The following is a 25,110-nucleotide window of genomic DNA, read 5'->3' as shown; positions in this document are numbered from 1 at the left end:
CATGAGGGCGTGCCCGACCTGCAGCAATCGCCGCCCCCACCGCGCGGTGCGCGCTTCATCGTCAGCTGCCTCGCCATCGGCCTCGGGGCCGGGCTCCTGTCGGGCCTGTTCGGGGTCGGCGGCGGCACGGTCATCGTGCCGATGCTCGTGCTGCTCCTGCACCTCGATCAGCGCCGGGCGGCCGGCATCTCCCTCGCCGCGATCGTGCCCACCGCGACCGTCGGGGTCGTCTCCTACGCGCTGCACGGCTCGGTGGCCTGGATTCCCGCGCTCATCCTCGCCGCCGGCGCGGTGGTCGGAGCGCAGATCGGCACGTGGCTGCTCGCCCGCATCCCGCAGAACGCCCTGCGCTGGGGATTCGTCGGCTTCCTCGTCGTCGTGATCGTCATGCTCTTCGTCGTCCCGCCGGTGCGCGATGCCGACCTGCCGGTGACGCTGTGGACGGCATCCGGTCTCGTCGTGCTCGGACTGTTCACCGGGACCATGGCGGGGCTGCTCGGCGTCGGCGGCGGCGTGATCGTCGTGCCGGCGCTCATGTTCCTGTTCGGCGCGAGCGACCTCATCGCGCGGGGCACGTCGCTGCTGATGATGATCCCGACGGCGCTGTCCGGAACGATCGGCAACTTCCGCCGCCACAACGTCGACCTGGTCGCCGCCGCGCTCATCGGGGTCGCGGCCTGCACGACCACCGCGCTCGGCGCGTGGATCGCGACCCTCGTCTCGCCGCTCGTCGGCAACATCCTGTTCGCCGCGTTCCTCACCTTCATCGCCGTGCAGATGGCGCTGCGCGCGCTGCGCGCCGGGCGGGCCGGGCGCGAGGCTCGATAGGATCAGGGGGTGTCCGTGAACCCTGAGCTGGTCGGCCGCTCGTTCCCGCCGACCGCGCCGTATCTCGTCGGCCGCGAGAAGGTGCGCGAGTTCGCGCGCGCCGTCTTCGCCGACGCCCCGCAACACCTCGACCCCGCAGCCGCGCAGGCCCTCGGCTACGCCGACGTCGTCGCGCCGCCGACCTTCGCGATGGTGATCCAGGATCTGACCCTGCAGCAGCTGCTGGCCGAGGAGGACTCGGGCATCGTGCTGGAGCGGACGGTGCACGCCGAGCAGCGCTTCCGCTACACGCGGCCCATCGTCGCCGGCGACGAGCTGACCGCGCAGCTGAGCATCACGAACGTCCGCCCGTTCGGGCAGGGCGCGATGGTCACGAGCGAAGCCGAGATCACGGATGCCGCAGGCTCCCACGTCGTCACCGCCACCTCGGTGCTGCTGATCGGAGGTGAGGTCGCGTGACCGATCTCGACGTGGGCGCCGTCGTCGCCGAGCGCACCGTGCACCTGACCCGCGAGTCGCTCGTGCGCTACGCGGGCGCATCGGGCGACTTCAACCCCATCCACTACCGCGACGACGTCGCCGCGCGCATCGGGCTGCCGGGCGTGCTGGCGCACGGGATGCTCACGATGGGCATCGCCGTCGAGACGATCGTCGAGTGGCTCGGCGACGCCGGTCGCATCGTCGAATACGGTGTGCGGTTCACGCGTCCCGTCGTGGTGGATGCCGAGTCCGGCGCCGACCTCACCGTCACCGCGAAGGTGGGCGCGCTCGACGATGAGACCGCGCGCATCGACCTGACGGTCGTCTGCGGCGACACCGCGGTGCTCGGCAAGGCGCACGTGCGCGTGCGCCGCGCCGCGTGACGCGGGCACTCCCGATGCCCGAGATCACCCCCGTTCCGCTCGCGCAGCTGACCACGCTGCGCGCGGGCGGCGCGCCCGCGCGCATGGTCGAGGCCCGCACCCGTGATGAGCTGATCGCCACGATGCGCCGGCTGTGGGCCGACGACGAGCCGTGGCTCGTCGTCGGCGGCGGGTCGAATCTGTTCGTCGGGGACGAGCCGTTCGAGGGCACCGTCGTGCTCGTGCGCACGCGGGGCATCGAGCGGCTGCCGGGCTCCCGGCCGGGCGCGGTGCGGCTGCGCGTGCAGGCCGGGCACGACTGGGACGGCCTCGTCGCCTCCGCCGTCGACGCGGGGCTGGCCGGCATCGAGGCGATGAGCGGCATCCCGGGAACGGCCGGTGCCGCGCCCATCCAGAACGTCGGCGCGTACGGTCAGGAGATCGTCGAGACGCTCGTCGAGGTCGAACTGCTCGACGAGCTCACCGGCGAGGTCGAGACGGTGCCGGCATCCGCGTTGGAGCTGGGCTTTCGCACCTCGTCGCTCAAGGCGCACTACGGTCAGGGCGCCCGCCGCACGGGCGTGATCGTGTCGCTCACGCTCGAACTCGCCGACGTCGGGCACGGCGACGTTCCGGTGCCGGGGGTCCAGCTGCGCCAGGCGCTGCGGCTCGACCCCGACGCCGAGGTCTCGCTGCGCTGGATCCGCGACACGGTGCTCGCGACGCGCGCCGCGAAGGGCATGGTGCTCGACGACGCCGACCCCGACACGCACAGCGCCGGGTCGTTCTTCCAGAACGCGATCGTGTCGGCGGCGTTCGCGCGGACCCTCCCGCCGGAATGTCCGCGGTGGCCGCTGAAGGTCGAGGTCGAGCAGGTGCGGGTCATCCCGCTGGATTCGTACGCCGGCATCGCTCCGGCACCCGATGCGCCCGCGCCCGACGTCAAGGTCAGCGCCGCGTGGCTCATCGAGCACTCCGGGCTCGGCAAGGGGTTCCACCTGCCGCGCTCGCGCGCCGCGCTGTCGACCAAGCACGCCCTTGCCCTGACGAACCGCGGCGGTGCGACCGCGGGGGAGCTCGCCGAGCTCGCCCGCTACATCCAGCAACGCGTGCAGTCGGAGTACGGCCTCATCCTGCAGCCCGAGCCCGTGCTCGTCGGCGTCGAACTGTGACGGGGATGCCGTTCCTTGCGAACTGAGGTAAGGCTTACCTAAACTTCAGGCATGGGATTTGAATACCGCTGCGCTCCGTGTTGGCAGAACCTTGACGGGGCCGTGCTGTTCGCCGGCGACCCTGCCGACCTGCCCGCGATCGCCGAGGCGGCCGCTGAGGTGCCCTGCACGACGCACGTGACCGTGCTCATCGAGGCCAGCGCACCGCTGCCGGCCGTCGATCTGCCGCCGCACGCGAGCCTCATCTGGCTCGTGCGCGGCGAACCCGGGACCAGCCATCCCGCCGGAGGGCGCGGTGCGCGCCTGGGACTGGCCGTGCACGCGTGGTGCGCGGAGTGGGCCTGCAGCGACCCCGCGTTCGTCGTCCCGTGCACGGTGTGGCTCGGCCCGCGCACCTCGCCGCACGTCGTACGCATGGCGAAGGCTCTCGTCGGCGCGGACTGATCCGCCGCGGCCCCGGCCCCCGGCATCCCCCACACCTGGCACGTTTCGGTGTCATCCCGCGCCCCCGCCCCCGGACTTGGCAGTTTTCGGTGTCATCCCGCGGGTTGGGCCCGGGTGCCGCCAGCTTCGCAACCCGCGCGGGGGCGCCGCCCCGCAGACTTGGCAGCTTTCGGGGTGATCCGGCGGGTTGGGCCCGGATGTTGCCGGCTTCGCGCGCCGCGCGGGGGCGCCGCACGGCGGACTTGGCGGCTTTGGGGGTGATCCGGCGGGTTGAGCCCGGATGTTGCCAGCTTCGCAACCCGCGCGGGGGCGCCGCGCTGCAAACTTGGCGGCTTTGGGGGTGATCCGGCGGGTTGAGCCCGGATGCCGCCAGCTTCGCGCGCCGCGCGGGGGCGCCGCGCCGCAAACTTGGCGGCTTTGGGGGTGATTGCGCGGGTTGGGCCCGGATGTTGCCAGCTTCGCAACCCGCGCGGGGGCGCCGCGCTGCAAACTTGGCGGCTTTGGGGGTGATCCGGCGGGTTGAGCCCGGATGTTGCCAGCTTCGCAACCCGCGCGGGGGTATCGCACGGCGGACTTGGCGTGTTTCGGGGTGATCCGGTGACTCCGCAGACTTGGCGGCTTTGGGGGGTGATTCGGCGGGTTGGGCCCGGGTGCCGCCAGCTTCGCAACCCGCGCGGGGGTGTCGCACGGCGGACTTGGCACGTTTCGGTGTGATCCGGCGGGTTGCGCCCGGATGTTGCCAGCTTCGCGCGCCGCGCGGGGGCGCCGCGCCGCAAACTTGGCGGCTTTGGGGGTGATCCGGCGGGTTGAGCCCGTATGTTGCCAACTTCGCAACCCGCGCGGGCGTGCCGCGCGGCGGACTTGGCGAGTTTCGGGGTGATCCGGTGACTCCGCAGACTTGGCGGCTTTGGGGGTGATTCGGCGGGTTGAGCCCGTATGTTGCCAACTTCGCAACCCGCGCGGGCGTGCCGCGTGGCGGACTTGGCGCGTTTCGGGGTGGTCCCGCGACTCCGCAGACTTGGCACGTTTCGGTGTGATCCGGCGGGTTGAGCCCGGATGTTGCCAGCTTCGCAACCCGCGCGGGGGCGCCGCGCCGCAGACTTGGCGGCTTTGGGGGTGATCCGGCGGGTTGGGCCCGGATGTTGCCAACTTCGCAACCCGCGAGGCGCGCGGGCGCGCGGGCGCGGGTCAGGCGAACAGGCGCTGCAGGCGCTGGATGCCCTCCAGCAGCGCATCGTCGCCGAGGGCGTACGACAGGCGCAGGTAGCCCGAGGGGCCGAAGGCCTCGCCGGGCACGACGGCGACCTCGGCCTCGTCGAGGATGAGGTCGGCCAGCTCCAGCGACGTGTGCACGGTCGTGCCGGCCCACTCGCGGCCGAGCAGCCCCGTCACGTCGGGGTACGCGTAGAACGCGCCGAGGGGGTTCGGCACCCGCACGCCCGGGATCTTCGCGAGCTCCGACACGATGAGGTGCCGGCGGCGGTCGAAGGCGAGCCGCATCTGCTCGGCCTCGTCCTGCGGGCCCGACAGGGCGGCCAGCGCCGCGCGCTGCGCGATGTTGTTGACGTTCGAGCTCAGGTGCGACTGCAGGTTGCCGGCGAGCTTGATCGCGTCGGCGGGGCCGACCATCCAGCCCACGCGCCAGCCCGTCATGGCGTAGGTCTTCGCGACGCCGCCTACGAGGATCGTCTGGCCGGCCAGCTCCGGCACGGCCTCGACGATCGAGACCGCGCGGGCGCCCTCGTAGACGAGGCTCTGGTAGATCTCGTCGGTGATCACCCAGATGCCGTGCTCCAGCGCCCACTGCCCGATCGCGCGGGTCTCTTCGGCGGTGTACACCGAGCCGGTGGGGTTCGACGGCGACACGAACACGAGCACCGTGGTGCGGTCGGTGCGGGCGGCCTCGAGCTGCTCGACGGTGACCTTGTAGTCCTGGTCGGCGCCGGCGAACACCTCGACGGGCGTGCCGTCGGCCAGCGCGATCGCCTCGGGGTACGTCGTCCAGTAGGGAGCCGGCAGCAGCACCTCGTCGCCGGGGTTCACGACCGCCTGGAACGCCTGGTACACGGCCTGCTTGCCGCCGTTGGTCACGATGATCTGGGTCGGGGAGACCTCCAGACCCGAGTCGCGCAGCGTCTTCGCGGCGATCGCCTCGCGCAGCGCCGGCAGGCCCGCTGCCGGCGTGTAGCGGAAGTTCGCGGGGTCGCGCAGGGCCTCGGCGGCGGCATCCACGATGAACTGCGGCGTGGCGAAGTCGGGCTCTCCCGCGGCGTAGGAGATGACGGGGCGGCCGGCGGCCTGCAGGGCCTTCGCCTTCGCGTCGACCTTGAGGGTCGCCGACTCGGCGATGGCACTGAGTTTTCTGGAGACACTGGGCTTGCGGGACAGTGGAGCGCGTTCGGTCACGCCCTCCAGCGTACCCGCGGGCGATCACCCCGGCAGGCCATCGAGCAGCGCCGGGTACGACCCGGCGTCAGTCGCCGGCGGCGGCATCGGTCGTGCCGAACAGGCCGTGCCCGTCTTCCTGCAGCACGTCGTAGGCCTCGCCGTAGGTCGTGGGCGCCTTCGCCCGCGGATTCCGGTACTCCAGCAGCAGCCCGAGCAGCCCGCGGGCGGGGGAGGTGAGCGGGCGGGCACGGTGCGCGTCGGCGGTGTCGTCGGCAACCGCCTCGGGGTTCGGCGGCGCCCACAGCGCCGTCGGCTGCGGCCAGGTGCCCGGCTGGCGCGGGGCGGTGAGCGTGAGGGCGTTGTCGATCGCCCGCGCGCCGGCATCCCTCGCGGTCAGCGGCGCCAGACCGTGCTGGCGGCACAGGGTCGCGATCACCGCACCGTGGTGCATCTCGTCGTGCACGACCGTGCCGGCCGCGGTGTAGGCGCTGATCACGATCGCCGGCACGCGCGGCCCGAGGCGGTCGAAGCCGAAGCCCATCTCGCCGGGCCCCGCGTCGTCGGGCGGCGTGGCCGCCGGCGGCGCGACGTGGTCGAAAATGCCGCCGTGCTCGTCGAAGGTGACGACGAGCGTCGTGTTGATCGCGTTCGATCCGGTGGGCGACGCACTCGTGCGGATCGCGTCGTAGACGTCTTGCAGCAGCTTGTCGCCGGCGCGCACGTCGGAGATGGCGCTGCTGTCGATCTGCACCGTCGTGCCGTCTTCGAGCGTCAGCGTGCCGCCGCGCAGCTCGCCCCACGGCGGGTGCATGTCGTTGTGGTTGAAGATCATCCGCGGCTCGATGAAGGAGTAGGCCGGCAGGGTGCCGGCGGCGGCATCCGCGGAGAACTGGGTCATGTCGCGGAAGTTCGTCTTCCAGTACTTCTCCAGCGCCGGGGCGTGGATGAAGCCGGTGAGCGAGACGAGCTGCGTCGGGTCGTAGTAGACGCGCCAGGGGATGCCGGCATCCTCCAGCCGGTCGAAGATGGTCGGCGACGCGGGGGCGTGCAGCCACTTCTCGTACGAGCCGTCGGTGTGGTTGACGACGAAGCCGTGCGAGGTCGAGGCGTGGAAGAACGAGCGGTTGCAGTACGTCTGCGACGGCACGGCCGCGAACCACCGGTCGTAGACGGCGAACTCCCGCGCCAGGGTGGACATGACCGGCAGCATCTCGGGCGCGAACCCGCCCATCGCGACGCGGTACTCCGCCGCGGTCGGCTCGCGCCCCTCGGATTCGCGGAAGTTTGTGATGTAGTCGTGCACGAACCCCTCGTTGGTCGGCTTCGCCGCGGCGGACGGGGCGTTCACCGGCGGCCGCTCGATGTCGAACAGCTGCGTGTTCACGTGCGGGTACGTCTCGCCCGGGTCGGGCTGCGGCTGCTGCATGATCGAGTCGGTCGAGCCCGTGTACACGTGCGCCGGGATGCGGGCGCCGTCGGGGCCGGGGTTGGAGTAGTCGCCCTGCCCGAGGCCGTCGAACTGCGTGCGCGACTTCTCCTGCGCGCTGTAGAGCCGGCCGAGGACGTTGTCGAAGCTGCGGTTCTCGAACATCAGCACGACGAGGTGGTCGAAGCCGGGTTCGGGGCGCTCTGGCAACGGACTGAAGCCGGGCTCGGGGCTGTGCTGAGCGCCGATCGCCGTGGCGATGCCGAACGCCGCCCCGCCGCCGACCGCGAGCCCGGCGACCCCGATCCCCGTCCGCCGCAGGAACTCCCGCCGGCCCGGGTCGGCCGGCGCGCCGTCGCCCGACCCGCCGTCCGCTCCCGTCGCCATCGCGCCAGTCTACGAGCGAGGTCAGCCGAACTGGTTCATCGTGTTGTCCTTGCCGCCGGCCTTGAGGGCGGCGTCGCCGGCGAAGTACTCCTTGTGGTTGTCGCCGATGTCGCTGCCGGCCATGTTCTGGTGCTTGACCGTCGCGATGCCTCCGCGGATCTCGCGCCGCTGCACGCCCCGCACGTAGGCGAGCATGCCGTCGTCGCCGAAGTAGCCCTGGGCGAGGTCATCCGTCGACAGTGCGGCCGTGTGGTACGTGGGCAGCGTGATGAGGTGGTGGAAGATGCCGGCGCGGGCCGAGCCGTCGCGCTGGAACGATCGGATCCTCTCGTCGGCCAGCCGGCCGAGCTCGGTCTCGTCGTACGCCGCGTTCATGAGGTCGGCACGGTCGTAGGCCGACACGTCCCGGCCCTGCGCGGCCAGCGCGTCGTACGCCTGCTGACGGAAGTTGAGCGTCCAGTTGAACGACGGGCTGTTGTTGTAGACGAGCTTCGCGTTCGGAACCGCCTCGCGAATCGCGTCGACCATGCCGCCGATCTGCTCCAGGTGCGGCTTCTCGGTCTCGATCCACAGCAGGTCGGCGCCGTGCTGGAGCGCCGTGATGCCGTCGAGCACGCACCGGGCCTCGCCGGTGCCGGGCCGGAACCGGTACAGGTTGCTCGGCAGACGCTTGGGTCGCAGGAGCCTCCCCTCACGACGGATCACGACGTCGCCGTCGCTGAGGTCGTGCGCGGCGATCTCCTCGACGTCGAGGAACGCGTTGTACCGGTCGCCGAGGTCGCCCGGACGCGTGGAGACCGCGAGCTTCTGGGTGAGCCCCGCGCCGAGCGAGTCGGTGCGGGCGACGATGACGCCGTTGTCGACCCCCAGCTCGAGGAAGGCGTAGCGGACCGCGTTGAGCTTCGCGAGGAAGTCGTCGTGCGGCACCGTCACCTTGCCGTCCTGGTGCCCGCACTGCTTCTCGTCCGACACCTGGTTCTCGATCTGGATGGCGCAGGCGCCCGCCTCGATCATCTTCTTCGCGAGCAGGTAGGTCGCCTCGGGGTTGCCGTAGCCCGCGTCGATGTCGGCGATGATCGGCACGACGTGGGTCTGGAACGCGTCGATCTGCGACCGGATGAACTCGACCGCCGTCTCGTCGCCCGCGACGCGGGCGGCATCCAGTTGCGTGAACAGGAGGTCGAGCTCGCGGGCGTCGGCCTGCTTCAAGAAGGTGTAGATCTCCTCGATGAGCGCCGGCACCGCCGTCTTCTCGTGCATCGACTGGTCGGGCAGCGGCCCGAACTGCGAGCGCATCGCCGCGACCATCCAGCCCGAGAGGTAGAGGTAGCGCCCCCGGGTCGACTTCAGGTGCTTCTTGATCGAGATGAGCTTCTGCTGCGCGACGAAGCCGTGCCAGACGCCGAGCGACTGTGTGTAGCACGACGGGTCGGCGTCGTACGCGGCCATGTCGCGGCGCATGATCTCGGCGGTGTACCGGGCGATCTCCAGCCCCGTGCGGAACCGGTTCTGCGCCCGCATCCGCGCGACGTGCTCGGGGGTGACGGCATCCCAGCCCGGCCCGTGCTGAGCCTTGAGGGCGGTGATGGCCTCGATGTCGTCCTGGTAGGCGGTCATTGTCTCTTCCTTACGTCTTCGTCGTCGATGGATGCGTCGATGGATGCCGGGTCACTCGGCGAGGTAGCGGTCGTAGGCGGGGATCGTCAGGAACGCGGGGAAGTCGGCGCCGAGCGCCACCTCGCGGAAGATCTCCGCCGCGTCGTCGAAGCGGTCGGCATCCGTGCGGGGCGCCTCGGCCAGCACCTCGGCGATGAGCCCTTCGACGTAGTCGCGCGTGATGCGGGTGCCGTCCTCGGTGCGGCGGTCCTGGTGGATCCACTGCCACACCTGGCTGCGGCTGATCTCCGCCGTCGCGGCGTCTTCCATGAGGTTGTCGATCGCGACGGCGCCCTGGCCGCGCAGCCACGCCTCGAGGTACCGGATCGCCACCGACACGTTGCCGCGCACCCCGGCATCCGTGATCGGCAGGCCGATGTGCACGTCGATCAGCTGCGACGCCTGCACGTGCACGTCGGGGCGCAGGCGGTCGACCTGGTGGGGACGGTCGCCGAGCACGGCGTCGAACTCGGCCTGCGCCACCGGGATGAGGTCGGGGTGGGCTACCCACGTGCCGTCGAAGCCGTCACCGGCCTCGCGCTTCTTGTCGGCGGCGACCTTCTCGAACGCCCGTGCCGTCACCTCGGGGTCGCGCCGGTTCGGGATGAAGGCGCTCATGCCGCCGATCGCGAATGCGCCGCGCTTGTGGCACGTCTGCACGAGCAGCTCGGTGTAGGCCCGCATGAACGGCACCGTCATCGTGACCTGGCTGCGGTCGGGCAGCACGAACCGGGCGCCGCGGCCGCGGTAGTTCTTGATCATCGAGAAGATGTAGTCCCAGCGTCCCGCGTTCAGGCCCGCGGCGTGATCGCGCAGCTCGAAGAGGATCTCGTCCATCTCGAACGCCGCCGGCAGCGTCTCGATGAGCACCGTGGCACGGATCGTGCCGTGGTCGATCCCGAGGAAGCGCTCACTGAAGCTGAAGACGTCGTCCCACAGCTTCGCCTCCTCGGACGATTCGAGCTTGGGCAGGTAGAAGTACGGCCCGCGGCCGCTGTCGATGAGCGCCTCGGCGTTGTGGAAGAAGTACAGTCCGAAGTCGACGAGAGAGCCGGATGCCGCGAGCTGCCGCCCCGACCGATCGGTGAAGCGCAGGTGCTTCTCGGTCAGGTGCCAGCCCCGCGGGCGCATCACGATCGTCGGCGTGCGCTCGGCGGTGACGCGATACTCCTTGCCCTCGGGGGAGGTGTGGCTCAGCTGCCCGCGGATCGCGTCGAACAGCGACAGCTGCCCCTCGACGACGTTGCGCCAGGTGGGGCTCGTCGCGTCCTCCTGGTCGGCCAGCCACACCTTCGCGCCGGAGTTGAGCGCGTTGATGGTCATCTTCGGGTCGGTCGGCCCGGTGATCTCGACCCGGCGGTCTTCCAGGCCCGGGCCGGGGCCGGCGACGCGCCACTGGTCGTCCTCGCGGATGTGGGCCGTGTCGGCCCGGAACTGCGGGTCGTGACCGTTGCCGATCTCGAAGCGGCGACGCATGCGGTCGGCGAGGCGGTCGTGACGGCGCCCCGCGAACCGGTCGTGCAGCTCGGCGAGGAACTCGAGGGCGCCCGGCGTGAGGATCTCGTCGTACCGCTCGCGGACGGGGCCGGCGATCGTGATGGTCGTGGGGGCCAGTGTCTGGGTGCTCATGGGGTGCTCCTTCGGTGGAGGGGTGTTCGTGAGACCACTCTGAGTGAAGTTTGGCGGGTTCCATGACCAAATCGACTGTGAAGTTTTGTCGATCTTCTGCTCTTGTGACACACTTCCGAACATGGCGATTGTCGAAGTCGGGGAAGACGAGGCGGACGCGCTCACGATCGGGCGGCGCATCCGGCAGTTGCGCACGGCCCGCGGGATGACGCTCGACGAGCTGGCGGCATCCGTCGAACGCGCGCCGAGCCAGCTGTCGATGATCGAGACCGGCAAGCGCGAACCGAAGCTCACCCTGCTGCGCGCGATCGCGAAGGCGCTCGGCGCGAGCGTCGACCAGCTGCTCGAGGCCGAGCCCCTCGACGAGCGCGCGACGATGGAGATCGCGCTGGAGCGCGCGATGAAGGGGCAGACGTTCCGCGCACTCGGCATCGAGCCGTTCCGCATCGGCAAGTCGGTGCCCGACGATGCCCTCCGCGCCCTCCTCGCCCTGCAGGGCGAGATCGAGCGGCTCGGCGACGAGCGGTCGGCGACTCCCGAAGAGGCGCGGCGCGCCAACGTCGAGCTGCGGCACCTCATGCGGCGGCAGGACAACTACTTCGCCGAGCTGGAGGAGCAGGCCCGCGGCATCCTGCGGGCCGTCGATCACCCGGGCGGTCCGCTCACGCAGCGCACGGCCAGCGACATCGCCGCCCACCTGGGCTTCTCCCTGCACTACGTGCCCGACCTGCCGGCATCCACCCGCTCGGTCGCGGATCTGCGCAACGGGCGGCTCTACCTGTCGAGCACCGTCCCGGCCAAGGGCGACTCGCGCACCGCCGTGTTGCAGGCGCTCGCGTCGCGGATCCTCGGCCACAGCGAGCCGCACTCCTACGCGCAGTTCCTGCGCCAGCGCGTCGAGACGAACTATCTCACCGGCGCGCTGCTGATCCCCCAAGAGCACGCCGTGCCGGTGCTGCACGACGTGAAGGCGCGCCGGGCGCTGTCGATCGAGGACCTGCGCGACGCCTACTCGGTGTCGTACGAGACGGCGGCGCACCGGTTCACGAACCTCGCGACGCGGCACCTCGGCATTGCCGTGCACTTCCTCAAGGTGCACGAGTCGGGCACCATCACGAAGGCGTACGAGAACGACGACGTGAACTTCCCGGCCGACCGGCTCGGGTCGATCGAGGGTCAGCTGTGCTGCCGCCGGTGGACGAGCCGGGTGGTGTTCGACATCCCCGACAAGTTCAACCCGTACTACCAGTACACCGACACCGGCAACGGGACGTACTGGTGCACGGCACGCGTGGAGACCTCCAGCGAGGGCGCGCACTCGGTGTCGGTGGGGGTGCGGTTCGACGACACGAAGTGGTTCGTCGGGCGCGAGACCACCAATCGCGGGGTCTCGCGGCACGCCGTGGAGGTGTGCTGCCGGCGCCCGCCCGCCGACCTGGAGGGGCAATGGCGCGACCAGGCCTGGCCCAACGTGCGCACGCCCCGGACGCTGCTGGCGACCCTGCCGACCGGCGCCTTCCCCGGTGTCGACACGACCGACCTGTACGAGTTCCTCGACGCCCACGCGCCGCGCTAGACAGCCGCGGCGACGAGGGCGGCCCACAGCTCGGCGCGGGCAGGGAACGATGCCAGGTCGAGGCCGAGCAATTGCTGCGCCTGTGCGACGCGCGCGCGCACGGTGTGGCGATGGATGCCGAGGGCCTGCGCCGTCCCGTCGATGCGGGCGTCGTGCTCCAGCCAGGTGCGCACCGTCGCGATGAGCGCGGTGCCGTGCGCGTCGTCGTACGTCCGCAGCGGCCGCAGGAAGGCGTCGGCGAGCGCCCGGGCATCGGGGGAGTCGAGGCCGGCGAGCACGCCGCCGCCGGCGGCATCGGCGAAGTGCGCCACCTCGCCGGCGCGAGCCCGCCGCGCCGCGGTCACGGCCTGCGCGTGCGCGCGCGAGAACCCGGCATAGTCGGCGGGGTCGGCGGCGCCCACGACGGCGTCGAACAGGGCGGCGAACTCGTCGAGCAGTGCGGCTGTGGCCGGTGTGCCCCGGCCATCCGTTCCTCCGGCCGGCACCACGATCACGACGCCGTCGGGGCCCCGGCCGTGGAACAGCGCGCCACGCGACTCGGCGACGCGCAGTTCGAGCCAGTCGACGGCGGCATCGAACCGGCCGGGGGCGACGCTCGCGACGGCGACGACGACCGGCGCCGGCGGCAGCGCCCCCCACAGCTCGCGCGACACGCGGCGGGCGAGCGTTGGGTCGTCTCCCAGCAGCGCCTGCACGAGTCCCGCGCGCAGGGCGGTGCGGGCACGCCCGAGGGTGACGTTCTGCTCCAGGGCGAGACCGGCCATCGCGATGACCGACGTGACGACGCTGCGGCCCTCGAGGTCGAGTTCGGTGCCGACGATCGCGATGAGACCGCGGAGGTGCCCGCCGCGTCCGAGGGTCTGCATCGTGACCCGCTGCCCGCCCAGCACCAGCGTCGAGGCGGCGCGGGCGCCGCGGCGCAGCACCGCACCGGTCTCGACCGCGAGGGCGTCGCGTAAGCCGTCGGGCAGCGTTCCGGAACCGTGGGTCAGCACCGCGGCCGCGTCGAACAGGCCGACCCAGGCGCCGAGCTGCCTGGCGAGTTCGGCGACGGTCGCGCCGAGCCCGTCGGGGCGCAGGGCGGCCAGCGAGATCGCGCGCTGCGCCGCGAGCGCCCACGTGCGCCGCGCGTACGCCTGCGCGGCGATCGCCTCGGCGTTCGCGCGCGCGATGGCGATGAACGGCGTGCGGTACGGCACCTCGAACAGCGGCATCCGCTCGTCGCGGCACGCGTCGACGAGGGCGGGCGGGATGCCGGCGCGCACCACCTCGGTGCCGAAGCCGAGCCCGCGCACCCCCCGCGCCCGCAGCCGCGCGACGTAGGCGCGATACGGCTCCGGGTCGTCGGCGCCGGCGAACTGGGTGCCGGTGGTCAGCAGCAGCAGGTCGTCGGTGAGGAACGGCGTCGGGTCGGTGAGGTCGCTGCTGTGCACCCACCGCAGGGGGGCATCGAGCGCGTCGGAGGCGGATTCGGCGGAGGCGAGGCGCAGCGACAGGTCGGCGCGTGCCAGCAGCGCGCGGAGGGTCGGCTGGGGATCGGCCACGCGGCATCCTCCCTCGAAGCAGGGTGTACGCGGCGTATACCCTGTGTCTCAGAATGTACACCGCGGTAGGTGTGCCGCGGGATGCCGGGCGCTTACGCTCCCGGCATGAGCTTGACCGACAGCGCCGTCCTCGGCGGCCCCGCCCTGGCGCAGGAGCGCCGTCTCGTCACCGCCATCCCGGGCCCGCGTTCGCAGGAGTTCCTCGCGCGCAAGGCCTCCGCCGTCGCGGCCGGCGTCGCCCACACCGTGCCGATCGAGGCCGTCGCCGCCGGCGGCGGCGTCGTCGTCGATGCCGACGGAAACTCGCTCATCGACCTCGGCAGCGGCATCGCCGTCACGACCGTCGGCAACGCCAACCCGCGGGTCGTCGCCGCCGTGCAGGAAGCCGTCGCGCAGATGACGCACACGTGCTTCATGATCTCGCCGTACGCGTCGTACGTCGGGGTGGCCGAGGCTCTCAACCGCCTGACCCCGGGCGACCACGCCAAGAAGACCGCGCTGTTCAACTCGGGCGCCGAGGCCGTCGAGAACGCCGTCAAGATCGCCCGCAAGCACACCGGCCGCCAGGCCGTCGTCGCCTTCGATCACGCCTACCACGGCCGCACCAACCTCACGATGGCGCTCACCGCCAAGGCGATGCCCTACAAGAGCGGCTTCGGGCCTTTCGCCTCCGAGGTGTACCGCGCGCCCGCGTCGTACCCCTACCGTGACGGGCTGAGCGGGGCCGAAGCGGCCGCGAAGGCCGTCTCGCTCATCGAGAAGCAGATCGGCGCCGACAATCTCGCCGCCGTCATCATCGAGCCGATCCAGGGCGAGGGCGGGTTCATCGTGCCCGCCGACGGCTTCCTGCCGGCGGTCGTCGACTGGTGCCGGACGAACGGCGTCGTGTTCATCGCCGACGAGGTGCAGACGGGTTTCGCCCGCACCGGCGCGATGTTCGCGAGCGAGCTGTTCGGCATCGTGCCCGACCTCATCACCACCGCCAAGGGCATTGCTGGGGGGATGCCCTTGGCGGCCGTCACCGGACGCGCGGAGATCATGGATGCCACCCACACCGGTGGCCTCGGCGGCACCTACGGCGGCAACCCCGTCGCCTGTGCCGCGGCGATCGCCGCAATTGAGGCGTTCGAGGAGGACGGCCTGCTCGAGCGGGCGCGCGAAATCGGGGGGATCCTGCGCGCCCGTCTCGAGTCGGTGCAGCAGGCCGACCCGCGCATCGGCGACGTCCGCGGCCATGGCGCCATGATCGCCGCCGAGTTCGTCGACCCCGTCACGAAGGCTCCGGATGCCGCCCTCACCTCCGCCGTCGCGAAGGCCGCGATCGCGCAGGGCGTCATCGTGCTCACGTGCGGCACGTACGGCAACATCATCCGGTTCCTGCCGCCGCTGTCGATCGGCGACGACCTCCTGAACGAGGGTCTCGACGTCGTCGTCGCAGCCCTGGCCGCACACTGACCCCACCCACCACCACCCCGTTGAACCTGCCCTTTGGCAACGACCGGGCCGCTTGCACACCGTTCGCAACCGGCGGGGTCGAGAGCAACCGGCAGGTTCGACACACAGAGGGAGCACGACCCATGACCGAGATCACCCGTGACGTCGTCATCGTCGGTGCCGGAGCCGCAGGGCTGACCGCCGCCAATCAGCTGAGGAAGGCCGGGCTGTCGGTCGCCGTGCTCGAGGCGCGGGACCGCGTCGGCGGGCGCCTGTGGACCGACACGATCGACGGCGCGATGCTCGAGATCGGCGGCCAGTGGGTCTCGCCCGACCAGGATGCCCTGATCGAGACGATCGACGAGCTGGGGCTGGAGACCTACGAGCGCTACCGCGACGGCGACAGCGTGTACGTCGGCGCCGACGGGGTCGCGCACCGCTTCACCGGCGACCTGTTCCCGGCGGGCGCGGAGACCGAGCGCATCATCAGCGAGATCGGGGAACGCCTCGACGCGATGGTCGCAGGCATCGACCCCGACCGGCCGTGGGCACACCCCCAGGCGGCCGAATGGGACGCGATCTCGTGGGATGCCTGGCTGCGCGCGCAGACCGACGACGACGAGGCGATCCGCAACCTGGCCTTCGCGACGGGGCCGGCGATGCTCACCAAGCCCACGCACGCGTTCTCGCTGCTGCAGTCGCTGCTGATGGCGGCATCCGCGGGAAGCTACTCGCACCTCGTCGACGCCGACTTCATCCTCGACAAGCGCGTCGTCGGCGGGCTGCAGCAGGTGCCGCTGCTGCTGGCCGAGCGCCTCGGCGGCGACGTCTTCCTGAACCAGCCGGTGCGCACCCTGGAATACGGCGACGGCGGCGTGACGGCCGTCGCCGACGGCATGACGGTGCGGGCGCGGCACGCGATCCTGGCCCTCGCGCCGGTGCTGTACAACCGCATCTCGTTCGTGCCGCCGCTGCCGCGGCTGCAGCACCAGATGCACCAGCACATCTCGATGGGCTTCGTCATCAAGGTGCACGCGGTCTACGACCGTCCGTTCTGGCGCGAGCAGGGGCTGTCGGGCACCGCGTTCAGCCCGTACGAGCTGTCGCACGAGGCCTACGACAACACGAACTTCGGCGACGAGCGCGGCACCCTGGTCGGCTTCGTCTCCGACCGCAACGCCGACGACCTGTTCCGGCTGAGCGCCGAGGAGCGCAAGCAACGCATCCTCGAGTCGCTGAGCCACTACTACGGGCCCGAGGCGAAGAACCCGGTCGTCTACTACGAGAGCGACTGGGGCAGCGAGGAGTGGACGCGCGGCGCGTACGCGGCATCCTTCGATCTCGGGGGACTCAGCCGATACGGCGCCGACCTGCGCACACCGGTCGGGCCGATCCACTTCGCGTGCAGCGACATGGCCGGGGCGGGCTATCAGCACGTCGACGGCGCGATCCGCATGGGGCGCCTGGCCGCCGAGCAGATCGTCGCAGACGCGCGCGGCTGAACCCGGCATGATGGGGGGCAGGAGCCCCCGCCCTTACGACTTCACGAATGGAGCACGCAATGACGTATGCGGTTGTGAACCCCGCCACCGGCGAGACGCTCGCCACCTACCCCGAGGCGACCGACGCCGAGGTCGAAGCGGCCATCGCGGCCGCCGATGCGGCGACCCGCGGCTGGGGGCGCTCGTCCACGCCCGCCGAGCGCGCCGCCCTGATCCGGCGGGTCGCGCAGCTGCATCGTGAGCGCCGCGACGAGCTCGCCGCGATCATCGTGCGCGAGATGGGCAAGCCCCTCGCCGCCGCCGAGGGCGAGGTCGACTTCGCCGCCGACATCACCGAGTTCTACGCCGACCACATCGACGAGATCACCGGCGACACCCCGCTGACGATCCTCGCCGAGGGCACCGCCGTGATCCGCCGGTCGCCGCTGGGCGTGCTGCTCGGGATCATGCCGTGGAACTTCCCGTACTACCAGGTGGCCCGCTTCGCCGCCCCCAACCTCGCCATCGGCAACACGATCCTGCTCAAGCACGCGCCGCAGTGCCCGGAGTCGGCCGCGGCCATCGCGCAGATGTACACGGATGCCGGCTTCCCGGCCGGCGCGTACGCCGACGTGCGGCTGAGCAACGAGCAGGCCGCCGCCGTCATCGCCGACCCGCGAGTGCAGGGCGTGTCGGTGACCGGTTCGGAGCGCGCCGGATCGGCCGTCGCCGAGGTCGCCGGGCGCAACCTGAAGAAGGTCGTGCTCGAGCTCGGCGGGTCCGACCCCTTCATCCTGCTGTCGACCGACGACCTCGACGGGGCCGTGCAGATGGCCCTCGACGCCCGCCTCGACAACAACGGCCAGTCGTGCAACGCCGCCAAGCGCTTCGTCGTCGCCGACGGGCTGTACGACGAGTTCCTGTCGAAGCTGACGGCGGGCATGGCCGCCGCGAAGGTCGGCGACCCGTTCGCCGCCGACACCGTGATCGGCCCGCTGTCGTCGCTGGCCGCCGCCGAGCGGCTCGCCGAGCAGGTCGACCGCGCCGTCGCGCAGGGGGCGACGGTCGTCACCGGCGGCATCCGCGACGGGGCGTTCTACCCGGGGACGGTGCTGACCGGCATCACGCCCGACATGGACGCGTACCGCGAGGAGTTCTTCGGCCCCGTCGCGTCGGTGTACCGCGTGTCGGGCGAGGACGAGGCGGTCGCGCTCGCCAACGCCACGTCGTTCGGACTGGGCTCGTACGTCTTCACGACCGACCCGGAGCAGGCCGCGCGCATCGCCGACGCCCTGGATGCCGGCATGGTCTACATCAACATCGTGCTCGCCGACTCGCCCGAGCTGCCGTTCGGCGGCGTCAAGCGCAGCGGCACCGGGCGCGAGATGGGGCTGCTGGCCGCCGAGGAGTTCGTCAACAAGAAGCTCATCCGCGCCGCCGTGTGATCAGCGAAGCGCCGTCGCCGTCAGTGATATCATGATATCGCGGAGGCGATGACCATGACCGACATTCTCGTGCGCGGCCTGAGCCGTGATGCCGTCGATCGGATCGACGCCGAGGCCTCGGCTCACGGGCTTTCGCGCAATGAGTTCCTGCGGCGCAAGCTCGAAGGGGCTGCGGTGTCCGCGTCAGGCGCGGAGCTGTGCGCTGCCGACTGGGCGCGCTCGGCGGCGGCATTCGGTGATCTTGCCGATCCTGACGTTATGGACGCTGCATGGCGGTGACGCGCTGGCTGCTCGACAAATCAGCGTTCGTGCGCATGCAGCAGGGGCATGTCGCCGACATGGACGCCTGGAACCGGCGCATCGAGCGAGGCGTGGTGCAGCTGTCGGCGATCACCCGACTGGAACTCGGATTCTCGGCCCGGTCGGCGGTCGCCGCGCGGGAGGCTTTCGATCTGCCGCCGCTATCGCTCATGCCCATCGTGCACGCAACGCCCGCCATCGAGGACCGTGCGTTCGAGGTGCAGCTGGCGCTCGCCGCGCGCGGGCAGCATCGCGCGCCGTCCATCCCGGACCTCATGATCGCCGCGACGGCAGAGAAGTGCGGTCTCACGGTGCTCGCCGTGGACAAAGACTTCGATCTCATCGCGGCGATCACCGGTCAGCCGATGCAGCGCCTCGAATCCTGACCGGTTTGTTCCGGCGTTCGGCCCTTTCGCGTCCCGCCGCGGAGGGGCAGGATGGGGAGATGGACAGTCAATCCGACGTCGTCGTCGTCCTCACCGACAGCCAGTGCTGGGAGCGCCTCGCCGCGCAGCAGCTCGGGCGCCTCGTCACCCACGTCGGGAACCTGCTCGACATCTTCCCGGTGAACTACACCGTCGACGGCGAGAGCATCGTGTTCCGCACCGCCGAGGGCAGCAAGCTCACCGAGCTGACCATCAACGACGACGTGCTGTTCGAGGTCGACGAGCATACCGACGCCGACGCGTGGAGCATCGTCGTCCGCGGCCACGCACAGCGCCTCACCACGGCCGCAGAGGTCGAGGCCGCCGACGCGCTGCCGCTGTCGCCGTGGATCCCGACGCTCAAGTACAACTACGTGCGCATCGCGCCGGCATCCCTGTCGGGTCGGGAATTCCGGCGCGGCGAAGAACCCGACCGCTACGGCGTGCAGCAGTACTGACGGCGGGCCGTCGGCATCCCGCGCGTTCGCGAGCGCCGGAGGCATGACGTAGACTGGGACGTGCAGTTGAAGTCTGCATTCTTTCGCCGTGCCCGCATGCGGGCAGCGTGAGCGCAGATTTCCCCGGGATCGGATGACGAAGGTCGCGAGATCCAGGTCGAAAGATCTATAGGGCGGTAGCTCAATTGGCAGAGCAGCGGTCTCCAAAACCGCAGGTTGCAGGTTCGATTCCTGTCCGCCCTGCGCGTCAGCGCACAGCTGACAACGAAGGAGCCGCCGGCACACGCCGGCGCGGAAGTAAGTCATACAGGTGGGTACATGGTCCAGGAAGAGGCGCACGGTGACGTCGTCGCAGCAGGCGGCGTACCCCGTGAGAAGAAGCTGAACTTCTTCCAGCGGGTCGCCCTCTTCATCCGCCAGGTCTTCGCCGAACTCCGCAAGGTCGTCACCCCGACCCGCCAGGAGCTCGTGAAGTTCACGGCGGTCGTGCTGGGCTTCGTCGTCGTCATGATGGCGCTCGTGTACGGCCTCGACTTGCTCTTCACCTGGGTCGTGCAGGTGGTCTTCGGAGCGCCGAGCTGATCGGCCGCGCACCGCAGCAATGACCGCACGACCCCCGATGGAAGAGAACGCACGTGTCTGAAAAGTATGTCGACGACGCCGACTGGGCGACCGCCGCAGAGCAGTCCAGCGAAGACGACGAGGCCCAGGAGGGCAACATCCTCGCGGCCGAAGAACTGGCGTCGGCACCGGCCGAGCACCTCGCCATCCACATCGTCGACGACGAGGACGAGATCGACGACGAAGAACTGGACGACATCGACATCGACGACCCGGAGGCCGACGCCATCGTGAACGACGCACTGGAGATCGACAGCGCTGACGAGGCGGAGGCCGCCGCCGAGGTGCTCAGCGACTCGCTCGCCGAAGACCTCGCCGACCTGGCCGCGCACGCCGCGGACGAGGTCGCCCCCTACGACGGCCCCGACGTGGGCGGCGAGCCCGACGAGCCCGCGCTCGATGATGAGTTCGTCGCGGAGGTCGCCGCCGGCGACGCCGTGGTGGATGCCGCCGAGGCCGCCGTACTGGCCGGCGACATCCCCGAAGACCCCTACGAGGCGTTCCGCGCCGAGCTGCGGGAGCAGCCGGGCAAGTGGTACGTCATCCACTCGTACGCGGGCTTCGAGCGCAAGGTGAAGGCCAACATCGAGCAGCGCAAGAACACGCTCGAGGTCGAAGAGGACATCTACCAGGTCGAGGTCCCGATGGAGGACGTCGTCGAGATCAAGAACGGCCAGCGCAAGATGGTCACGCGCGTGCGCATCCCGGGCTATGTGCTCGTGCGCATGGAGCTCAACGAAGACACCTGGTCGGTCGTGCGCCACACGCCCGGCGTCACCGGCTTCGTCGGCAACGCGCACAACCCGACGCCGCTGCGCTTCGAAGAGGCCTTCAACATGCTGCGCTCGCTCGTGCAGGTCGCCGAGGTGGCTCCCGCCAAGGGCGCCGCGAAGGGCGGGGCCGCGCAGCAGCGCAGCGTCGTCACCGAGGTCGACTTCGAGGTCGGCGAGACGATCACCATCAAGGAGGGCTCGTTCGCGGGCCTGCCCGGTTCGATCAGCGAGATCAAGCCCGAGAGCGGCAAGCTCACCGTGCTCGTCTCGCTCTTCGAGCGCGAGACCCCGGTCGAGCTCTCGTTCGACCAGGTCACCAAGCAGTAGGCATCCCTTCGCGTCGCGCCGCGTCCGCGCCGCGCCGCGTCGCGTCGGTGAGAAACCACTTTCCGCCTGAGAAACCACGTGCCACGTGGTTTTTCGCCACGGATGTGGTTTCTCGTGCGGGATGGGCGGTCAGCGGCATCCTGAACCGCCGTGGACGGGCGGATGCCAGACATGGCGATGGAGGTGAATCACCTGATCGTCGGTGGTACACTTCCGGTATGCCGACCGCTCGTCACCGGTACCAGGTCACGGAGACCGACGAGGTCGCGCGCGCGCTCGACGCGGCGGAGCGACGGTGGCCGGGCGAACCCCGATCTCGGCTGCTTGTGCGGCTCATCATGCACAACGGCGAGCGGCTCCCCGAGGTGAGCGAGGAGGAGATCGCTCGTCGTCGCGCAGCGCTCGACGAACTGGCGGGTTCGCTCACGGGGCTCTACCCGCCGGGGTACCTCGAAGAGCTCCGTCAGGAGTGGCCGGAGTGATCGTCCTCGACGCCAGCGTGATCATCGCGATCGCCGACGGAGCGGATCCGCATCATGCCGCGGCGCTGGCGCTGATCGGGGCGCACGCGAACGAACGCCTGCTGGTGCACCGGCTGACGATGGCCGAGTCGCTCGTGCGGGCCGCCGCGGCGGGCCAGTCGCGGCTGACGGCGCAGCGCTTCGCCGCCGCGGGGGTCGAGCTGCGCGACGAGTTGGACGATCCGCTCGAGCTCGCTGAGCTGCGTTCGCGCACGGGGATCAGGATGCCGGACTGCTGCGTGCTCGACACGGCGATGCGCGCACGTGCGACCCTCGCGACGTTCGACGAGCGTCTCGCGGTGGCCGCGCGGGCGCAGGGTGTCGCCGTCGTCGGCGGCTGACGACGGGACACCGGATGCGGCGGCGAGCGGCATCCGGTAGACTTGAGAGGTTGCGCGCGTGTCGCGCACCAATCCACACCACGTCCAGGAATCGCCTGGCTCGTGGCAGCGCGCCGATTCGGCGCACGAAAAGGAGAAGAAATGGCACCGAAGAAGAAGGTGACCGGCCTGATCAAGCTTCAGATCAACGCCGGTGCCGCCAACCCGGCGCCGCCGATCGGCCCCGCGCTCGGTCAGCATGGCGTCAACATCATGGAGTTCTGCAAGGCGTACAACGCCGCGACCGAGTCGCAGCGCGGCAACGTCATCCCCGTCGAGATCACCGTCTACGAGGACCGCAGCTTCACGTTCATCCTGAAGACCCCGCCGGCGGCGGAGCTCATCAAGAAGGCCGCTGGCGTGCAGAAGGGGTCGAAGACCCCGCACACGGTGAAGGTCGCCAAGCTCACCAAGGAGCAGGTGCGCCAGATCGCCGAGACCAAGCAGCCCGACCTGAACGCGAACGACATCGAGGCCGCGTCGAAGATCATCGCCGGCACCGCCCGTTCCATGGGCATCACGGTCGAGGACTGAGGGGGAACAGAAAATGGCTAAGTCCAAGGCTTACGAAGCAGCAGCGGCGAAGATCGACCGCGACAAGTTCTACACGTCCACCGAGGCCGTCAACCTCGCGAAGGTCACCGGCTCGGCGAAGTTCGACTCGACCGTCGAGGTCGCGCTGAAGCTCTCGGTCGACCCGCGCAAGGCCGACCAGATGGTGCGCGGCACCGTCATGCTGCCGCACGGCACGGGCAAGACCGCCCGCGTCATCGTGTTCGCGACGGGCCCGGCCGCCGAGGCCGCCATCGCCGCCGGTGCGGACGAGGTCGGCGGCGCCGAGCTCATCGAGAAGGTCGCCGGCGGCTGGACCGCGTTCGACGCGGCCGTCTCGACGCCCGAGCTCATGGGCCAGGTCGGTCGCCTGGGCAAGGTGCTCGGCCCCCGTGGCCTCATGCCGAACCCGAAGACCGGCACCGTGACCCCCAACCCGGCCAAGGCCGTCGAGGAGATCAAGGGCGGCAAGATCGAGTTCCGCGTCGACAAGCACGCCAACGTGCACTTCGTCGTCGGCAAGGCCTCGTTCACGGCCGAGCAGCTGGACGAGAACTTCAAGGCCGCGGTCGACGAGATCGTGCGCCTGAAGCCGTCGAGCTCGAAGGGCCGCTACATCCAGAAGGGCGCCGTGTCGACCACGTTCGGCCCCGGCATCCCGCTGGACGTCAACACGCTCGTCTGACGCACAGACACGAACGGCCCCCGCTGTCGCGGGGGCCGTTTCGCGTCTGGGTGGTGGCTACTCGGCGATCACCGGGCTCTCGATCCTGCCGATCCCGTCGACCTCGACCGTCACGGTGGAGCCCGGCGTGAGGAACAGCTGCGGGTCGCGGCGGAAGCCCACCCCGCCCGGAGTGCCGGTCAGGATGATGTCGCCGGGTGCGAGGGCGGTGAACTCCGAGATCGTTGCGATCAGTGTTGGCACATCGAAGATCAGCACCGACAGCTCCGAGTCCTGCACCGTCACCCCGTCCACGACGGTGCGGATGCGGCACGCGGGCAGGTCCACCTCCTCATGCGGCACGAGGAACGGCCCGATCGGCGTTGCGCCGTCCCATGCCTTGCCCTGCAGCCACTGGTGAGTCTTGTACTGGTAGTCGCGCATCGTGACGTCGTTCGCGACGGTGTAGCCCAGGACATGCTCCATGGCACGCTCGCGGGGGATGCGCCGACCGGCCTTCCCGATTACCACGGCCACCTCGGCCTCGTAGTCCACCTGCGACGACTCCGCGGGCACCGGGATGGGCCGGTCTGCGGCGATCAGGCTTGAGGCGTACTTGGGGAACAGCACCGGGTAGGTGGGAAGATCCCTCCCGGTCTCGCGGATGTGCTCGTCATAGTTCAGGCCCACGCAGAAGACCTTCTCCGGCGCCCACGACGGCGGCAGCAGCTCGACGTCGACGGCGTGCACCGCGCCGTCGGGATCCGGCTCCGCCTGGCGCAGCTCGGCCGAGCCGGTGGCGGCATCGATGCGCCGGATGCCCTTCAGCGGCACGTAGCGATCGCCGTCGACGATGCCGACGTGCTCATGGCCGTCCTTGCGATATGCGACCCAGGTCATCAGATGTGGTCCTCTCCGACTCGACGCCAGGTCGGTGTCTGGCCGCCCCAGAGGTTGACAGTGGTGGGTGCCGGCGTCCACGTGCGCGGCACGTAGGCGACGCGATCGTCGTAGAACTTCTCCATCTCGGCGGAGAGTTCGATGTGGTTGCCCGCGGGGTCGTCGAAGAACACGAAGAGGTTGTTTCCGGGGCCATGCCGGCCGGGCCCCAGCTGACGGGCACGTCGAGTTCGGTGAGCCGGTCGCACCACGTCTTGAAGTCCTCCCACTCCGAGAGGTCGTAGGAGTAGTGGTCGATGTCTCCCGACCTGCCCACCCGCACGATCGCCAGCGTGTGGTGGTCGCGGTCACTGCGCAGCCAGGCGAAGTTGCCGTCGTCAAGCTGATCCGAGATCCGGAAGCCGATGACGTCGGTGTAGAAGGTCGCCATCGGTGCCACATCGACGGTGCCGACCGTGGTGTGCTGGAACTTGATGGGGCGGCGGCCGGTGTCGGCGGAGTTCTCACCGTGGCGGCGCACCTCGCTGTGGAAATGCACCGTGGTGCCGTCGGGGTCGGTGACGGCGATACCGTCCGGGGTGCCGACGGCCTCGTCGACATCGGCAGGATCGAGCGGATCGAACGGGATGCCGGCCTCGGTGAGGCGGGCACGGATACCGTCGAGACCGCCCTCATCGCGCACCTCGAAGCCGTAGTGGGCAAGCGTCTTGTCCCCCTCGGACAGGTCGATGACGTGATGGCCTTCGCCCCAGCCGAGCCGCACCCGGCCGTCGGGGAGCACGCTGTGCCGCTTCATGCCGAGCACGCGGCAGTAGAAGGCCTCGGCGGCGGCGATGTCGGGAACGACGAAGCCGATGTGCGAGACGTGCGTGCGGTGGAGGGTGCCGGCGTGGGCGCCCTCGGGGATGGTGAACCGCGGGGGTCGTTGCATGGGTGA

General features: G+C 70.5%; 25 protein-coding genes and 1 tRNA gene. 19 read left to right on the top strand and 7 right to left on the bottom strand.

Annotated elements, in window-relative coordinates; genetic code table 11:
* The first annotated feature begins 18 nt into the window (after positions 1 to 18).
* Genes QM720_RS01895 through QM720_RS01875 form a run of 5 tightly spaced genes read left to right on the top strand, consistent with a single transcriptional unit; the run spans position 19 to position 3,286 of the window.
* Positions 19 to 828 (top strand): sulfite exporter TauE/SafE family protein, encoded by an 810-nt coding sequence (locus tag QM720_RS01895; RefSeq protein ID WP_415127771.1) that lies wholly within the window; start codon positions 19 to 21, stop codon positions 826 to 828.
* A gap of 9 nt (positions 829 to 837) precedes the next feature.
* The gene (locus QM720_RS01890) at positions 838 to 1,287 is read left to right on the top strand and encodes a MaoC family dehydratase N-terminal domain-containing protein (RefSeq protein WP_415124477.1); all 450 of its coding nucleotides are present in this window, start codon (positions 838 to 840) and stop codon (positions 1,285 to 1,287) included.
* Positions 1,284 to 1,691, top strand: a complete 408-nt coding sequence (locus tag QM720_RS01885; RefSeq protein ID WP_415124476.1) for a MaoC/PaaZ C-terminal domain-containing protein — start codon at positions 1,284 to 1,286, stop codon at positions 1,689 to 1,691. The genes QM720_RS01890 and QM720_RS01885 overlap by 4 nt, the downstream gene beginning before the upstream one ends.
* Before the next feature lie 14 nt (positions 1,692 to 1,705).
* Positions 1,706 to 2,842, top strand: a complete 1,137-nt coding sequence (locus QM720_RS01880) for a UDP-N-acetylmuramate dehydrogenase (RefSeq protein WP_415124475.1) — start codon at positions 1,706 to 1,708, stop codon at positions 2,840 to 2,842.
* 51 nt (positions 2,843 to 2,893) lie between these two features.
* Entirely contained in the window at positions 2,894 to 3,286 is a 393-nt protein-coding gene (locus QM720_RS01875; RefSeq protein ID WP_415124474.1) for an SIP domain-containing protein, read from the top strand.
* Positions 3,287 to 4,474: 1,188 nt separating this feature from the next.
* Here the strand turns inward: QM720_RS01875 and QM720_RS01870 are convergent.
* The 4 genes from QM720_RS01870 to aceB form a co-directional block, all read right to left on the bottom strand.
* Entirely contained in the window at positions 4,475 to 5,692 is a 1,218-nt protein-coding gene (locus QM720_RS01870; protein ID WP_415124473.1) for a pyridoxal phosphate-dependent aminotransferase, read from the bottom strand.
* Between the two features lie 67 nt (positions 5,693 to 5,759).
* Entirely contained in the window at positions 5,760 to 7,487 is a 1,728-nt protein-coding gene (locus QM720_RS01865; RefSeq protein ID WP_415124472.1) for an alkaline phosphatase family protein, read from the bottom strand.
* A 21-nt stretch (positions 7,488 to 7,508) separates the two neighbouring features.
* Entirely contained in the window at positions 7,509 to 9,104 is a 1,596-nt protein-coding gene (locus QM720_RS01860; RefSeq protein ID WP_415124471.1) for an isocitrate lyase, read from the bottom strand.
* A gap of 51 nt (positions 9,105 to 9,155) precedes the next feature.
* Positions 9,156 to 10,772 carry a malate synthase A gene (gene aceB, locus QM720_RS01855; RefSeq protein ID WP_415124470.1) on the bottom strand — a complete coding sequence of 539 codons (1,617 nt, stop codon included), beginning with the start codon at positions 10,770 to 10,772 and terminating at the stop codon, positions 9,156 to 9,158.
* A 121-nt stretch (positions 10,773 to 10,893) separates the two neighbouring features.
* Between aceB and QM720_RS01850 the strand changes: the two genes are divergently transcribed.
* The gene (locus tag QM720_RS01850; protein ID WP_415124469.1) at positions 10,894 to 12,348 is read left to right on the top strand and encodes a helix-turn-helix domain-containing protein; all 1,455 of its coding nucleotides are present in this window, start codon (positions 10,894 to 10,896) and stop codon (positions 12,346 to 12,348) included.
* Here the strand turns inward: QM720_RS01850 and QM720_RS01845 are convergent.
* A complete protein-coding gene (locus QM720_RS01845) occupies positions 12,345 to 13,892 on the bottom strand; it encodes a PucR family transcriptional regulator ligand-binding domain-containing protein (RefSeq protein ID WP_415124468.1) in 1,548 nt (515 codons plus the stop codon). The genes QM720_RS01850 and QM720_RS01845 overlap by 4 nt on opposite strands.
* 105 nt (positions 13,893 to 13,997) lie before the next feature.
* On the opposite strand from QM720_RS01845, the gene gabT reads away from it, so the two are divergent.
* The 13 genes from gabT (at position 13,998) to rplA (ending at position 23,294) form a co-directional block, all read left to right on the top strand.
* Positions 13,998 to 15,347 carry a 4-aminobutyrate--2-oxoglutarate transaminase gene (gene gabT, locus QM720_RS01840; protein WP_415124467.1) on the top strand — a complete coding sequence of 450 codons (1,350 nt, stop codon included), beginning with the start codon at positions 13,998 to 14,000 and terminating at the stop codon, positions 15,345 to 15,347.
* Between the two features lie 122 nt (positions 15,348 to 15,469).
* Positions 15,470 to 16,828: a flavin monoamine oxidase family protein gene (locus QM720_RS01835; RefSeq protein ID WP_415124466.1), complete on the top strand. Its 1,359-nt coding sequence runs from the start codon at positions 15,470 to 15,472 to the stop codon at positions 16,826 to 16,828.
* Positions 16,829 to 16,887: 59 nt separating this feature from the next.
* Entirely contained in the window at positions 16,888 to 18,252 is a 1,365-nt protein-coding gene (locus QM720_RS01830) for an NAD-dependent succinate-semialdehyde dehydrogenase (RefSeq protein WP_415124465.1), read from the top strand.
* A gap of 54 nt (positions 18,253 to 18,306) precedes the next feature.
* The gene (locus QM720_RS01825) at positions 18,307 to 18,531 is read left to right on the top strand and encodes a hypothetical protein (RefSeq protein WP_415124464.1); all 225 of its coding nucleotides are present in this window, start codon (positions 18,307 to 18,309) and stop codon (positions 18,529 to 18,531) included.
* Positions 18,522 to 18,938, top strand: coding sequence for a PIN domain nuclease (locus tag QM720_RS01820; protein ID WP_415124463.1), 417 nt, complete (start codon positions 18,522 to 18,524; stop codon positions 18,936 to 18,938). Before QM720_RS01825 ends, QM720_RS01820 begins: the two co-directional genes overlap by 10 nt.
* 59 nt (positions 18,939 to 18,997) lie before the next feature.
* The gene (locus QM720_RS01815) at positions 18,998 to 19,435 is read left to right on the top strand and encodes a pyridoxamine 5'-phosphate oxidase family protein (protein ID WP_415124462.1); all 438 of its coding nucleotides are present in this window, start codon (positions 18,998 to 19,000) and stop codon (positions 19,433 to 19,435) included.
* Between the two features lie 170 nt (positions 19,436 to 19,605).
* A tRNA-Trp gene (locus tag QM720_RS01810) sits at positions 19,606 to 19,678 on the top strand.
* 75 nt (positions 19,679 to 19,753) lie between these two features.
* Positions 19,754 to 20,017: a preprotein translocase subunit SecE gene (secE, locus tag QM720_RS01805; RefSeq protein WP_415124461.1), complete on the top strand. Its 264-nt coding sequence runs from the start codon at positions 19,754 to 19,756 to the stop codon at positions 20,015 to 20,017.
* Positions 20,018 to 20,070: 53 nt separating this feature from the next.
* Positions 20,071 to 21,156, top strand: a complete 1,086-nt coding sequence (nusG, locus tag QM720_RS01800) for a transcription termination/antitermination protein NusG (RefSeq protein ID WP_415124460.1) — start codon at positions 20,071 to 20,073, stop codon at positions 21,154 to 21,156.
* Positions 21,157 to 21,374: 218 nt separating this feature from the next.
* Entirely contained in the window at positions 21,375 to 21,638 is a 264-nt protein-coding gene (locus tag QM720_RS01795; protein ID WP_415124459.1) for a hypothetical protein, read from the top strand.
* Positions 21,635 to 22,018 carry a type II toxin-antitoxin system VapC family toxin gene (locus QM720_RS01790; protein WP_415124458.1) on the top strand — a complete coding sequence of 128 codons (384 nt, stop codon included), beginning with the start codon at positions 21,635 to 21,637 and terminating at the stop codon, positions 22,016 to 22,018. Before QM720_RS01795 ends, QM720_RS01790 begins: the two co-directional genes overlap by 4 nt.
* Before the next feature lie 141 nt (positions 22,019 to 22,159).
* On the top strand, positions 22,160 to 22,591 hold the full coding sequence (gene rplK, locus QM720_RS01785) for a 50S ribosomal protein L11 (RefSeq protein ID WP_045247325.1): 432 nt from the start codon (positions 22,160 to 22,162) through the stop codon (positions 22,589 to 22,591).
* A 13-nt stretch (positions 22,592 to 22,604) separates the two neighbouring features.
* Positions 22,605 to 23,294, top strand: a complete 690-nt coding sequence (gene rplA / locus QM720_RS01780; protein ID WP_415124457.1) for a 50S ribosomal protein L1 — start codon at positions 22,605 to 22,607, stop codon at positions 23,292 to 23,294.
* A 57-nt stretch (positions 23,295 to 23,351) separates the two neighbouring features.
* Here rplA and QM720_RS01775 read toward each other — a convergent pair whose 3' ends face one another.
* Together QM720_RS01775 and QM720_RS01770 are read right to left on the bottom strand one after the other, a co-directional pair.
* The gene (locus tag QM720_RS01775) at positions 23,352 to 24,173 is read right to left on the bottom strand and encodes a fumarylacetoacetate hydrolase family protein (protein WP_415124456.1); all 822 of its coding nucleotides are present in this window, start codon (positions 24,171 to 24,173) and stop codon (positions 23,352 to 23,354) included.
* The gene (locus QM720_RS01770) at positions 24,139 to 25,104 is read right to left on the bottom strand and encodes a VOC family protein (protein WP_415124455.1); all 966 of its coding nucleotides are present in this window, start codon (positions 25,102 to 25,104) and stop codon (positions 24,139 to 24,141) included. The genes QM720_RS01775 and QM720_RS01770 overlap by 35 nt, the downstream gene beginning before the upstream one ends.
* Between the last annotated feature and the right edge of the window lie 6 nt (positions 25,105 to 25,110).

It is taken from the genome of Microbacterium sp., from assembly GCF_047602155.1.
Lineage (GTDB): Bacteria > Actinomycetota > Actinomycetes > Actinomycetales > Microbacteriaceae > Microbacterium.
Note: the sequence above shows the minus strand (reverse complement) of the source record. Positions and strands in the feature narration are given on the sequence as shown.

Coding starts and splice junctions, on each gene's coding strand:
- QM720_RS01880 (WP_415124475.1), top strand. CDS start 1,706: ATGCCCGAGATCACCCCCGTTCCGCTCGCGCAGCTGACCACGCTGCGC.
- QM720_RS01875 (WP_415124474.1), top strand. CDS start 2,894: ATGGGATTTGAATACCGCTGCGCTCCGTGTTGGCAGAACCTTGACGGG.
- QM720_RS01865 (WP_415124472.1), bottom strand. CDS start 7,487: ATGGCGACGGGAGCGGACGGCGGGTCGGGCGACGGCGCGCCGGCCGAC.
- QM720_RS01860 (WP_415124471.1), bottom strand. CDS start 9,104: ATGACCGCCTACCAGGACGACATCGAGGCCATCACCGCCCTCAAGGCT.
- aceB (WP_415124470.1), bottom strand. CDS start 10,772: ATGAGCACCCAGACACTGGCCCCCACGACCATCACGATCGCCGGCCCC.
- QM720_RS01850 (WP_415124469.1), top strand. CDS start 10,894: ATGGCGATTGTCGAAGTCGGGGAAGACGAGGCGGACGCGCTCACGATC.
- gabT (WP_415124467.1), top strand. CDS start 13,998: ATGAGCTTGACCGACAGCGCCGTCCTCGGCGGCCCCGCCCTGGCGCAG.
- QM720_RS01835 (WP_415124466.1), top strand. CDS start 15,470: ATGACCGAGATCACCCGTGACGTCGTCATCGTCGGTGCCGGAGCCGCA.
- QM720_RS01830 (WP_415124465.1), top strand. CDS start 16,888: ATGACGTATGCGGTTGTGAACCCCGCCACCGGCGAGACGCTCGCCACC.
- QM720_RS01825 (WP_415124464.1), top strand. CDS start 18,307: ATGACCGACATTCTCGTGCGCGGCCTGAGCCGTGATGCCGTCGATCGG.
- QM720_RS01820 (WP_415124463.1), top strand. CDS start 18,522: ATGGCGGTGACGCGCTGGCTGCTCGACAAATCAGCGTTCGTGCGCATG.
- QM720_RS01815 (WP_415124462.1), top strand. CDS start 18,998: ATGGACAGTCAATCCGACGTCGTCGTCGTCCTCACCGACAGCCAGTGC.
- secE (WP_415124461.1), top strand. CDS start 19,754: ATGGTCCAGGAAGAGGCGCACGGTGACGTCGTCGCAGCAGGCGGCGTA.
- QM720_RS01795 (WP_415124459.1), top strand. CDS start 21,375: ATGCCGACCGCTCGTCACCGGTACCAGGTCACGGAGACCGACGAGGTC.
- rplK (WP_045247325.1), top strand. CDS start 22,160: ATGGCACCGAAGAAGAAGGTGACCGGCCTGATCAAGCTTCAGATCAAC.
- rplA (WP_415124457.1), top strand. CDS start 22,605: ATGGCTAAGTCCAAGGCTTACGAAGCAGCAGCGGCGAAGATCGACCGC.
- QM720_RS01775 (WP_415124456.1), bottom strand. CDS start 24,173: ATGACCTGGGTCGCATATCGCAAGGACGGCCATGAGCACGTCGGCATC.
- QM720_RS01770 (WP_415124455.1), bottom strand. CDS start 25,104: ATGCAACGACCCCCGCGGTTCACCATCCCCGAGGGCGCCCACGCCGGC.